The organism is Butyrivibrio sp. INlla16 (genome assembly GCF_900104155.1).
Lineage (GTDB): Bacteria > Bacillota > Clostridia > Lachnospirales > Lachnospiraceae > Butyrivibrio.
In genome coordinates, this window is record NZ_FMYB01000006.1 from 119,553 (window position 1) to 131,944 (window position 12,392).

A 12,392-nucleotide genomic window follows, 5' to 3' on the forward strand; every position below is an offset into this window, starting at 1 on the left:
CACAAAAAAGGCGCCTTTTTGGGCGCCTTTTTATATTATTTAACATATTTTATTCACTTTTTATAGCATTATTCCATTTACTACAGCTCTTACTCTATGATGATGATACAATTCCTCATTGGGTCTCATATTGTGCATATATGCTACAGAGAATTTTTCAACAGGATCAGCTTCAACCCATATTCCTGAGCCGCCAGTCCATCCAAAGTTGCCCACATGTCCATTATGTCCATACTTCTGGGTAAGAAGAGTACGGAACCCAAGTCCATAGCCGTATCCTGCAAGGTAATCATTCTCAAAATCTGCCAGCTGCTGAGGTCCCAGCTGGTTTTCATGGAGCATGGCAACTGTACCACTGCCAAGATACTTTCTTCCTTTGTATGTGCCTCCATTTGCAAGCATCTGCATAAATACTGCAAAGTCGGCAGCACTTATAAACAGATTCGGACGGGCACCTGCCGGAACACTATCAGGATCCAGGGATAAAAAGTCTCCTGTCTTTTCAAAGTCTCCCGGTCCCTTCTTCGCATAATTTACTACAACCCTGTCTTTATTTGACGGACGTACAAAGGTATCTGCATCTTTAAATCCCAAAGGCTCTATCAGTCTTTCCTTAAACACTTCTCGCAGAGGCTTTTCTTCGAATGTCTCAACAAGAACACCGGTGATCTCAGAGCCGAATCCATAAAGCCAATGAGATCCGGGCTCAAACATAACAGGTACATCAGCCATGGCGCGCACTTCTTCTGCTATGGTTGTTGGTCCCTTTTTCAGAAGTTCCTCCATCTTTTTACTCATCGCTGCCAGTGTAGGTGTTGAGGGATTAACATCCGGCATCATACAGTAGGGTAGTCCGCACATCATTGCTACCGCATCTCTGATAGTGATTGGTTTATCCAGCGGTTCAGTATCAATATCGCCATTTGGACGTACTACATATTTTTTTGTGTTCTTCCATTCCGGCAAATAATAATAAAGCGGATCACTGAAAAGGAATTTACCTTCTTCGAATATCATTCCCAAAATAGCATAGGTGAACAGTTTTGTAGTTGATGCCTGGCTGAACATACTGTGGACATTCACTTCCCTTTTCGATTCGATATCCGCATATCCGGCTTCCCCATGATAGAGCAGTTCATCACCCTGCATGATTGCAACTGCACATCCGGGATTTGTTCCCCTATCAACAAATGACCTTATCAGTTCATCAAGTTTTCTAAAGTCTTTCATACTAACCCTCCTTCAATATAAAAATAACGCGGCTCTTTCGAGCCGCGCTTACATTTTTCTTCAATAAACAGATTAGTTTGTGATAACCTTCTCTGTCTCTTTGTCGAATACGTGAATCTTCTCAACGTCGAATGCGAACTTAACCTTGTCGCCGGGACGAGCTGTTGTGCGAGAATCAACTCGTGCTGTTACAGGGAAGCCTGCAAGATCAAAGTACAGATAAACTTCTGCACCAAGAAGCTCGTATACGTTGATTGTAGACTCAAATACAGCCTTAGATGTGCTAACAACCATCTCGGAATCATCAACATCCTCAGGACGGATACCGAATGTAACTGTCTTTCCAGCGTAGCCGCCATCGATAACCTTCTTAGCCTTAGCCGGAGGAAGCTCGATTGACTGACCAGCGATCTTAAGGCTAGCCTTGTCGCCTGAAACCTCAACCTCTGCATCAAGGAAGTTCATCTGAGGTGAACCCATGAATCCTGCAACGAAAAGGTTTGTAGGCTTGTCATAGAGGTTCTGAGGTGTATCAACCTGCTGAACAACACCGTCCTTCATAACAACGATTCTGGTACCAAGTGTCATAGCCTCGGTCTGATCGTGTGTAACGTAGATGATTGTGGTACCAAGTCTCTGGTGAAGCTTAGCGATCTCAGTTCTCATCTGAACACGGAGCTTAGCATCAAGGTTTGAAAGAGGCTCATCCATAAGGAATACCTTAGGATTACGAACGATAGCACGACCCATAGCAACACGCTGTCTCTGACCACCGGAAAGAGCCTTCGGCTTACGATCAAGAAGGTTTGTAAGATCAAGGATCTTAGCTGCATCCTTAACCATCTTGTCGATCTCAGCCTTCGGAACCTTACGAAGCTTAAGGCCGAATGCCATGTTATCATATACTGTCATATGAGGATAAAGAGCGTAGTTCTGGAATACCATTGCGATATCTCTGTCCTTAGGCTCTACATCGTTAACTACGCGATCACCGATCTTAAGTGTACCTGAAGAAATATCTTCAAGACCTGCGATCATACGAAGAGTTGTTGACTTACCACATCCTGAAGGCCCAACGAAGATGATGAATTCCTTGTCCTGGATATCAAGATTGAAATTCTTAACAGCTTCGAACCCGTTAGGATAAACTTTGCATACATTTTCAAGTGTTAAACTTGCCATTTTCCTTTTCCTCCTCTGTGCAAATAAAAAGAGCGTCTCGCTCCTAACAAAAACAAGTATAGCCAAAGCGTTTTGCTTTGGCTATGCAACTATTATACAAAGATTTCCTTAATCGTTGTAAAAAATGCTTATTTATAATTTTTTTATAAATTGGTTATGACTATTTGCACAAAGAAAGTAAAATCTTATGTGCAACTTGCCTCTCATCCGGTCCTTCGGACCACCTTCCCCCCAAGGGGAAGGCCATATACTAAAAACGCCTTCCCCCTTTGGGGGAAGGTGTCGCGTAGCGACGGATGAGGGATCACTTCTTGTCCCTTGCCTCCTGCAATCTCTTGATTGCTGCCTGAAGCTCCTCGTCGTCCTCATCGTCAAGATGCATCTCATCATCCTTCGGAGCCTCAACCTTGGGCTCAAATTTAAGAAACAATCCATTGTAAAGAACCGCCATAAGGAACCCCGGTCCTGTAAATCCGAACATCATCAGAATCGGTATAATTCTAAGTTCAAAGAAGTACAAAAGTAACAGCGGAATAAGTGAAATAATTGCCATTGCAACTGTTCTGGGAAGTCCCAGGATTGCAAACATTACTGCATTTTTCAGTGTTCCCCTGATAGGGTTATCGAATCTTGCAAGCAGTGGGAATATATACAGTGAAACCATATACAGAATAACGGTGATTCCAAACATTATATATGCATAAACCGGAGGAATGGCACCTGCATTATTATATATCCACCAAAAATCCATACCAATAATCGCTGAAATCACAACGATAATTATCCAAATAATTGCTGCCTGTTTGAAATTCAGTTTGAAGGATTTCCAAAACCCTTTAAGTACATAAGTCTCTTCATTTCTTACTATTTTCAGAAGGACATAATGCATAGCCGTAAGGGCTGCGCCGCCCGTAAAGGGGACAAGCACAAACAGCAAAACCGCAAAATTCAAAATCATGAGATCCGCTACTACATTCAAGACTCTCATAACAGGACTGTCTAAATCAAATATCTTTCCCATAAAACTACTCCTTTAAAATACAAAAACGCCCAAGCACTACTATAACATGCCTGGGCGAAAATTGTATATTATTTTATTGTTTTCTTAATCCATTCGAGCTGATCTGAAAATACCTTTTCTCTTCCGATCTCCTGTTGCAGCTCATGTCTCATTCCGTCATAAAGCTTGATTTCGAGATTCTGAAGCCCTATCTGATCCTTCCAGATTCCGTAGAGGTGTTCAACACTCTTGCCGTACTCTCCAACCGGATCTTCCTTACCTGCTGTGAGAAGGATCGGCAGCTTCTTCGGAATATCATCCATCTTGCCAAGATCCTGAACTCTTGAGAGAACCTCGAACAGTGTCTCAAATCCGTTCACTGTGAATACGAAATTGTCCTTGGGATCATTTTCGTACTTCTTAACGCTCTCCTCATTATGTGAAAGCCAGTCAAACTTAGTCTTGGGGCTTGAAATTCTGCTGTTGTAAGCCTTAAATGCCATGTTGTTAAGGAAGTTCGAGCGGTGCTTCTCTCCAAAGAAAGCGCCGAGGATCGCACATAACGATTTTCCTGATTTAATTGTTCCGGGTGACTGCCAGCCTGTGCCCTGAATAATCGCACCCTGGATACCTGTGCCGTATCTGGTAAGATACTCTCTTGCCACAAAGGAACCAAAACTGTGTCCCAGAAGGATTACCGGAAGTCCCGGATACTCTTCCTGTGTCATCTTCTTAAGTCTGTGCGCATCACGAAGGATAACCGTCGCAGGATCGTTTTTACAAAAATATCCGTAGGGCACTTTAGTTGAAACGGAATCTCCATGTCCAAGGTGATCATTACCGATAACCATGACTCCGTTATTTGCCATGTAATTAGCGAATTCGTCGTAACGATCAATGTATTCCTGCATACCATGGATGATCTGTAATATCGCTATGGGTTTCTCATCAGGAATCCATCTAATAGCATGAATTGTAGTCTCGCGGTCTCTAGATTTGTAAGTAAGTTCCTCTTTGCGTGCCATAAAAACCCCCTTATATGCATACAGAATATACCTTCTAGGGATATTTTACCACAATATCGTAAATCCGTATTCTTAAAAATTCGTTAAATTGATAATTTTTTATAAAAAAATGAAAGCCTGTCTCTATTTTGAAACAGGCCTTCCATAATTATCATATTAACTTCATTTAATAAAGGATATCAGCATATCTCTGCGCCTGAAGGCATTGCCTTCTCGGGAGTCATGAGTGCAAGGTTACCCTCCGCATCCTCTGCACAAAGGAGCATTCCCTCGGACAGTACTCCCGCAAGCTTAGCAGGCTTAAGGTTTACAAGAACCATTACCTTCTTACCAACCATCTCCTCAGGAGAATAGTACTTGCTGATACCTGATACGATCTGCTTGGTCTGGCTTCCGATCTTAACCTGTGAGCAAAGGAGCTTCTTGGACTTCGGAACAGCCTCGCAGGCGATGATCTCACCAACCTGGAACTGAAGCTTCATAAAGTCATCAAAAGTGATCTCATCCTTTGCGGGAATATCGATTCCGCCGTCTGCTGCCGCTTCCTCAGAGCTCTCTTCAGCACCACCTATAACAATGGCGTTAGCTTCCTTGAGCATTCCTGCTTTAGTAAGGTTTTCCTTAGCCTTTTTCTGGCTTTCAATGAAGTCAGCTTTCTGCTTCTCTGTTATCTTTGCTGCTTCTGCAAGGACTTCATTAAGGTCCTTTCTGGCAAAGGTCTGCTCGGGAGCATCCGTTACCTTGGTGCCGCTCTCATACATTCCAAAGGTATCAAGTGTATCAAAATCACGGCTCTTAGTGTTAAGCATTCCGAAAATCTTCTCAGCTGTTCTTGGCATGAAGGGCTCAAGAAGGCTTGTTCCGATTGTAATACCTTCAACAAGGTTATAGAGAACGGTTGAAAGTCTGTCTGCCTGAGCCTCATCCTTTGCAAGTGCCCACGGCTCAGTCTCATCTATATATTTATTGCAGCGCTTGAAAACTGTGAAAATCTCTGTAAGAGCATCAGCTACGCGAAGCTCATCCATCTTTTTCTCAACCTTATCATAGGCACCTGTAACAACTGCTTTAAGGTCAGCATCAATGCCTCCCTCTACACCCTTATCTGCCACAACGCCGTCGAAGTACTTGTTGGACATAGCGATTGTACGGTTTACAAGGTTACCGAGTGTATTTGCAAGATCTGAGTTGTAACGCTCAACCATGAGCTCCCAAGTGATAACACCATCATTATCATAGGGCATCTCGTGAAGAACAAAGTACTTAACAGGATCAACTCCGAAAAGGCTTACAAGGTCATCAGCATAGATAACGTTACCCTTGGATTTACTCATTTTCTCGCCGCCCTGAAGGAGCCAGGGATGTCCGAATACCTGCTTCGGAAGGGGCTCACCAAGTGCAAGAAGGAAAATCGGCCAGTAAATAGTATGGAATCTGATGATATCCTTTCCTATAAGATGGAGGTCCGCAGGCCACCATTTTTTATACTGCTCACTGCTGCCGTCAACATCATAGCCGATACCGGTGATATAGTTTGTGAGCGCATCAAGCCATACATATACAACGTGCTTCTCATCAAAGCTTACAGGAATACCCCACTTGAAGGAGGTTCTTGAAACGCACAGGTCCTGAAGTCCCGGAAGAAGGAAGTTGTTCATCATCTCATTCTTACGTGAAACCGGCTGAATAAACTCAGGATGGCTGTTGATATGGTCAATGAGCTGCTGCGCATACTTACTCATCTTGAAGAAGTATGCTTCCTCTTCAGCGGGATGAACATCTGATCCGCACTCAGGGCACTTGCCGTCCACAAGCTGAGACTCAGTGTAAAAAGCCTCACACTCTGTACAGTACATTCCCTTGTAGGATCCCTTGTAGATATCTCCCTGGTCATAGAATTTCTTGAAAATCTTCTGAACCTGCTCCACGTGATCTTCATCGGTTGTTCTGATGAAACGGTCATAGGAAGTGTCCATCATATCCCAGAGGCTCTTGATTGTACCAGCAACACCGTCAACAAATTCCTTGGGGCTGCTGCAGCCTGCCTCGATAGCTCTGGTCTCAATCTTCTGGCCGTGCTCATCCGAGCCTGTCTGGAAGTGAACGTCATAGCCATCCTTCCTCTTATATCTTGCTATAGCATCGGCAAGTACTATCTCGTAGCTGTTACCGATGTGCGGTTTACCTGATGTGTAAGCAATCGCTGTTGTAATGTAATATTTTCCTTTGTTCTGCATTTACCAAAATCTCCTTGTTTTATTGCCTTCCCCCTTTGGGGGAAGGTGGCGCGAAGCGCCGGATGAGGGGTCACCAGCAAAGTATGTCGCAGCCTGTCTCTGTCACCACAATCTCGACTTCCCACTGTGCTGAAGGTGAGCCGTCCTCTGTGTAAACAGTCCAGTCATTATCTGCATCCACAAAGATCTTATCGCCTCCCATATTTATCATAGGCTCAATCGTGAATACCATGCCCGGAACCATGATCATTTCTGTGCCGGGTTTACTTACAAAGCTAACGAACGGTTCCTCATGGAATTCGTTGCCGCAGCCGTGACCACCAATCTCGCGAACCACTGTATATCCGTTCTTCAAAGCGTGCTGATGAACTGCATTTCCCATATCTCCGAGCGGAGTCCATGGAATAACATTCTTAACACCGATCTCAACCGCTTCCTTGGTTACATCTACCAACTTCTTCCACTCCGGATCCACATCTCCAATACAGAACATTCGTGAAGAATCTGAGAAGTAGCCATTCAGAATCGTTGAGCAGTCTACATTAATTATATCTCCATCCTGTAAAATATCGTCAGGAGAAGGAATTCCGTGGCACACCATATCGTTAATCGAAGTGCACACGCTCTTGGGAAATCCCTCGTAATTAAGAGGAGCTGCAATGCCGCCCATTTTCCTTGTAACATCAGCTACGATATCATCAATATCCTGAGTCGACATACCGGCCTTAATCTTATCAGCGACCTCATCAAGGCAGGCCATATTTATCTTCGCACTTGCCTTAATGCCCTCTATGTCAGCCTCTGTCTTCAAAAGTGAGCGTTTCGGAACAATCTTTCCCGCTCTCTCGAGAGCGATTATCTTGTCATCAAAGCTCTCATGGCAAGCCTTGTACTTCTTGCCGCTTCCGCACCAGCACGGATCGTTTCTGTCCATTTTTTTATACATATCTTATTGTCGACCTTTCTACTCCTACCGGTCATTAGTACTTTTTATGAAAAATAAAACCATTCTCATTTTGCCAAAAAGCCACTATCTAGTATGCCTTTTGAAACGATTATTGTCAACGTGACTGCTTATGCTTTCTCTCCTCTTATCTCTGACAGCGCTATCGCAATGAAAATGTACATAAAAGATGTCGCATACACATGCTGGAAAAAGAAGAAACTGCAAGCAATATAGCCCGAAAGTGAAAGCAATGCCATAAGTGAAAGTCTATGCTTATCCGCTCTTTTCCAAAGAAGTGCAAAGGATGAAACCAGCACTCCGATGTATGTAAGACAGCCGAGGATGCCGTTCTCTATAAGCATGTTAAGGTACTCGTTGTGAGCAACCATCAGTGCAAAGCCCTCATACATCGCCTCTAACCGCGCCTGTAAATCAGGAAAGGACTGCATAAGAGGATTAAAATATCCCTGTCCCATTCCGATCACTTTACGAATAGGCGACATCCTAATGAATCCGGCTATGGAGCACTTCCAGTTCAGGCCTCTGTGAGTTCCCCAGTCATCATCAAAGTTAAGCATTCGAATGTTTGCAAAAGCGCCTGCTTTTTCAGGTGTAGTTGTTACTACTACCATAAGGACTACAGTTACTGCCAAAGCAATAAGCATTAGGCAAACCAGTACTCGAAAGGCTATCTCAAGAAGTTTCTTATTCCACTCTTTATTCTTAGTTAACTGCATAATGCCTAAAATTATCAATGAACCTACAATAATAATCAGGCCTATATGCATTTTCAAAAGTGTGTTGACTGCATCCTGTTCATCAACAAATACAAATCTATCATGAAATAGAACAAATACAAAAACGTATACAAACTCTGTAGCTATACCAAATGCCAGGAGAAACTCGGAAAACCTCTTCATCAGGTCTCTTTTCTTCAAGCAAATTCCAAACATAATAAAAAGTTCGAAGAACATTGCCGGTAAAAAGGTATCACTTCCCGCCATCCATGCTCCGGCTATAACCACACAATTCAAGACCAGAATAATATATCTGAAAAGAGGCTTTTCTTCATAAACAAACAATCCAATACCTGCTCCAATCAGCATAACCGTATATATTGTTGCCCAGTTTGTCTGACCCAGTGTGGAAATGAACCCCGGATATTTATTCCCCATATCGATGGGGTAAATGTCAATCCTGTTCAATATAGTAAGTATCCCTGTTAATACAGCTCCTATTGCGGCTGCTATCCATATCAAATACTTATCGGAGTAATAATAGTAAACGAGAAGCATCGAGCCCAAAAACAGAATCTGCGACAGTAATCCCATGTGCCAACTTCCATTCCCTCTCCATGCTATTTTATGGTCAACCGCAAACACCCAGGTTAAGAGATTAAAAATCAGATGAGCGGTTACAAATATGATAGGAAGAATCGGCTTTTTTCTGACATTCTGCGTCTTTTCGCAGGCTGTTTCAACCAAGAAGCACACTAGTCCTGTAATTATCAAAAATGCTGTAGATACCAGTCTATATAATATGTATTTTGAATTTGCAATATCCGAATAGCCATTCTGATAATATAGCGGCAAAACTACAAACATTACCACCAGATAGTACTTAGTCAGCAGTTCTCCGTATTCATGAATTACCTGCGCAGTTGTTTTGTCCTTCTGTCTCAATCCAAACCTCCCGTAAAACACAATTTCACATCGTTTATTATACCTATGCAAAAAAACACAGGCAAGGATTTCTCCCTGCCTGTGTAATAAGGACTATTGGTTAAATTACTTCTTTACTCTCTTAACCTGTGTTTTCTTGTTGCCTGTCTTCTTAGCTGCAGTATTAAGTGCCTTCTTAATCTTATTGAACTGCTTTGCTTTAGCAACAACCTGAATCTTTGTGAGCTTCTTCAGGCCCTTAACAAAGTTCTTGTCAATGCTCTTCTTTGTAAGCTTAGCACCATTGACCTTAATGGTCTTAGCATTTTTTGCGCCCTGGAACATATTAGCTGTAAGTTTCTCAAGTTCAAGTGCTGATACATCTATGCTTGTAGCCTTTGAGCCCTTGAATGTACCCTTCTTGATACTGGTAATCTTATATTCCTTATCACCAACCTTCAATGTTCCCGCCTTAAACTTAATCTTCTTAGCTTTCTTATCAACAGCTGTAAGTGTTACTGTAGCGCCATCACCATTAGACTCAAAATCGCAGCCCTTAAGGTCCGGGTTGTCCTTCTCGTTAAATGATACCTGACCACCAGTTACTTCATCCTGAACAGATGCCTGTCCGTCTGTAACAGCAGCATAAGCAACGATGTTGTCCTCACCTGCAACTGAAGGTGCAATGATGCCTGCAACAGCACCAAAAGCGATTACTGCGGCTAAGTTCATAGCCATAATGTGTTTGTTAAGTTTCATGATAGTATCCCCTTTCGTCTTTTTATAATCACTTTTCTTAGCCTCGGTTTTTTCCGAAGCTGTTTATAAGTATAACTCATATGGATATAATTGCAAGTTAATTGTTGCTTTTTTGTTTCAATTAGTGAATATTCATTTCATTTTTTATAATTCTTTATAATTTTTTTATAAATACAATTATTCAAAATCATCACTACAAATATCAAAAAGGCAGATATTATGCGCATTCGCAAACATCCGCCTTTCTTTAAGTTGATTTGTATTATAGTATTTCGATAAATTAAATATTACATTTATTTTGAGCCCGATACCTTGTAGGATTTATGGAGCTGCAAATTTTCGCAATCAGGCGGAGAATTCATAAGCGAATCGTTCCTTACCTTACAGGCTGCATTCCTGCAATCCCTGCATCTATAGCCTGAATGATTGGAATACATTTTCTTACATTCAAGCGAACAGAAAGCATGGTTACTCTCCCTTGCTATGAAAAATCTTCCACAATTCATGCATATATTTCTAACATTGTGCGCCATATCGTTACCCTTACTTTCACAACTGGGTATACTTCCAATATAATTATACGATATATGGCGCAGCAATTCTCGAAATTTAGAGATATTTTAGAAAAAATTAAGGAGTGATGCGGATTATCATCACTCCTTAAAAGCTCATACTATTTCAAATTCTGCCATTAAACTTCTTACATTTTCCTGAATATCACCATTAAATACTGCAGATCCGGCTACAATTACATTTGCACCTGCTTTCAGCGGTACATTAATATTATTCATTGTGACTCCGCCATCTATTTCAACATCTACAGATAACCCTTTTTCTTTAATCAGATCCCTTGCTTCTCGTATTTTATCAGTACATTCATCTATATACTTTTGTCCGCCAAATCCGGGCTCAACCGTCATGACAAGCAGCATATCAATATGTTCGATGTAAGATTTTACTGCTTCTACCGGTGTCTTGGGCTTTATTGCAAGACCTGCTTTTTTTCCGAGACTATGAATCTTATCTATTACTTCTCTGGGATCAGATGCTGCCTCAACATGGAAAGTTATAATATCTGCCCCTGCTTCGGCAAATTGTTCTATATAACGAATAGGCTCTTCTATCATAAGATGAACGTCATAGACCTGATTTGAAGCCTTCCTGATAGATTTAAGAACAGGTAATCCAAAGGATATTGACGGCACAAACAATCCGTCCATTACATCGAAGTGAAGGTACTGTGCGCCTGCTGCCTCAGTTTCCTTTATCTGCTCTCCAAGTATTGTAAAATCCGCCGACAAAATAGATGGTGCAAGAATATTCATGATAGGTGTATTTCCTTCCAAACAAAATAATAACAGCCCACATATATCATATATGCAGGCTGTTAGTCAAATCTCAAATCAGTATTACTTCAAGAATTCTTTTACTGAGTTATATACGCCCTCACCATCAAGGCCGTACTTCTTAACAAGATCTCCTGCAGAACCTGACTCGCCGTACTTATCCTGCATACCGATCTTCTTAACTACTGTAGGACACTCTTCTGAAAGAACATCACATACTGCAGATCCAAGACCGCCGATTACAGAGTGCTCCTCAACAGTTACGACCTTGCCTGTCTTCTTTGCAGTAGCAACAACAAGCTCTCTGTCGATAGGCTTGATTGTGCAGATGTTAATAACCTCTGCGCTGATGCCGTCTACTGCGAGCTTCTCAGCTGCTTCAAGAGCTGAACCTACGCCAATACCTGTAGCGATAATGCTGACATCTGTTCCCTCGCGAAGAACAGTTCCCTTACCAAGCTCAAACTTGTAATCAGGTCTGTCATTAACGATGGGGCAAGCTGCACGTCCGAAACGGATGTAAACAGGGCCCTCGTGCTCAGCTGCTGCACGTACACAAGCTCTTGCCTCGATATCATCTGCAGGGCACATAACTACCATGCCGGGGATTGTGCGCATAAGAGCAAGGTCCTCGTTACACTGGTGGCTAGCACCGTCTTCACCTACTGTAATTCCAGCATGTGTTCCGCCGATCTTAACGTTGAGATGAGGATATCCTACTGAATTACGAACCTGCTCATAAGCACGTCCTGTTGCAAACATAGCAAATGTGCTGACAAAAGGAATCTTACCTGTTGTAGCAAGTCCTGCTGCAATGCCCATCATGTTGCACTCTGCGATACCGCAGTCGATGTGACGATCCGGGAATTCCTTCTTGAACCAGCCTGTTCTTGTTGCTGCTGCAAGGTCTGCGTCAAGTACTACTACTTTGTCGTTAACCTTTGCAAGCTCTATAAGTTCTTTACCATAGCTGTCTCTGGTAGCTATCTTCTTAACTTCGCTCATT

At 42.4% G+C, this 12,392-nt stretch carries 10 protein-coding genes; all 10 read right to left on the reverse strand.

Features of this window, described 5'->3' with window-relative positions:
- Positions 1–60 precede the first annotated feature (60 nt).
- A complete protein-coding gene (locus BLR42_RS04775; RefSeq protein ID WP_091867067.1) occupies positions 61–1,230 on the reverse strand; it encodes a serine hydrolase domain-containing protein in 1,170 nt (389 codons plus the stop codon).
- A 72-nt stretch (positions 1,231–1,302) separates the two neighbouring features.
- Entirely contained in the window at positions 1,303–2,412 is a 1,110-nt protein-coding gene (locus BLR42_RS04780; protein ID WP_022760946.1) for an ABC transporter ATP-binding protein, read from the reverse strand.
- A 304-nt stretch (positions 2,413–2,716) separates the two neighbouring features.
- Positions 2,717–3,433 (reverse strand): YesL family protein, encoded by a 717-nt coding sequence (locus BLR42_RS04785; RefSeq protein WP_091867069.1) that lies wholly within the window; start codon positions 3,431–3,433, stop codon positions 2,717–2,719.
- A gap of 68 nt (positions 3,434–3,501) precedes the next feature.
- The gene (locus tag BLR42_RS04790) at positions 3,502–4,437 is read right to left on the reverse strand and encodes an alpha/beta fold hydrolase (protein ID WP_022760944.1); all 936 of its coding nucleotides are present in this window, start codon (positions 4,435–4,437) and stop codon (positions 3,502–3,504) included.
- Between the two features lie 179 nt (positions 4,438–4,616).
- A complete protein-coding gene (metG, locus tag BLR42_RS04795; protein ID WP_091867071.1) occupies positions 4,617–6,674 on the reverse strand; it encodes a methionine--tRNA ligase in 2,058 nt (685 codons plus the stop codon).
- 70 nt (positions 6,675–6,744) lie between these two features.
- Complete coding sequence (locus BLR42_RS04800; protein ID WP_091867073.1) at positions 6,745–7,620, reverse strand: methionyl aminopeptidase; 876 nt, start codon at positions 7,618–7,620, stop codon at positions 6,745–6,747.
- 128 nt (positions 7,621–7,748) lie between these two features.
- Positions 7,749–9,302: an O-antigen ligase family protein gene (locus tag BLR42_RS04805; RefSeq protein WP_091867075.1), complete on the reverse strand. Its 1,554-nt coding sequence runs from the start codon at positions 9,300–9,302 to the stop codon at positions 7,749–7,751.
- Positions 9,303–9,407: 105 nt separating this feature from the next.
- Positions 9,408–10,040, reverse strand: a complete 633-nt coding sequence (locus BLR42_RS04810) for a hypothetical protein (protein ID WP_091867077.1) — start codon at positions 10,038–10,040, stop codon at positions 9,408–9,410.
- Between the two features lie 668 nt (positions 10,041–10,708).
- Positions 10,709–11,368: a ribulose-phosphate 3-epimerase gene (gene rpe / locus BLR42_RS04820; protein ID WP_091867108.1), complete on the reverse strand. Its 660-nt coding sequence runs from the start codon at positions 11,366–11,368 to the stop codon at positions 10,709–10,711.
- Positions 11,369–11,449: 81 nt separating this feature from the next.
- Positions 11,450–12,391 (reverse strand): transketolase family protein, encoded by a 942-nt coding sequence (locus BLR42_RS04825; RefSeq protein ID WP_091867081.1) that lies wholly within the window; start codon positions 12,389–12,391, stop codon positions 11,450–11,452.
- Between the last annotated feature and the right edge of the window lies 1 nt (position 12,392).

What these genes read in the sequence shown, in the direction of transcription:
- BLR42_RS04775 (WP_091867067.1), bottom strand. Translation starts at nt 1,230, where the DNA reads ATGAAAGACTTTAGAAAACTTGATGAACTGATAAGGTCATTTGTTGAT.
- BLR42_RS04780 (WP_022760946.1), bottom strand. Translation starts at nt 2,412, where the DNA reads ATGGCAAGTTTAACACTTGAAAATGTATGCAAAGTTTATCCTAACGGG.
- BLR42_RS04785 (WP_091867069.1), bottom strand. Translation starts at nt 3,433, where the DNA reads ATGGGAAAGATATTTGATTTAGACAGTCCTGTTATGAGAGTCTTGAAT.
- BLR42_RS04790 (WP_022760944.1), bottom strand. Translation starts at nt 4,437, where the DNA reads ATGGCACGCAAAGAGGAACTTACTTACAAATCTAGAGACCGCGAGACT.
- metG (WP_091867071.1), bottom strand. Translation starts at nt 6,674, where the DNA reads ATGCAGAACAAAGGAAAATATTACATTACAACAGCGATTGCTTACACA.
- BLR42_RS04800 (WP_091867073.1), bottom strand. Translation starts at nt 7,620, where the DNA reads ATGTATAAAAAAATGGACAGAAACGATCCGTGCTGGTGCGGAAGCGGC.
- BLR42_RS04810 (WP_091867077.1), bottom strand. Translation starts at nt 10,040, where the DNA reads ATGAAACTTAACAAACACATTATGGCTATGAACTTAGCCGCAGTAATC.
- BLR42_RS04825 (WP_091867081.1), bottom strand. Translation starts at nt 12,391, where the DNA reads ATGAGCGAAGTTAAGAAGATAGCTACCAGAGACAGCTATGGTAAAGAA.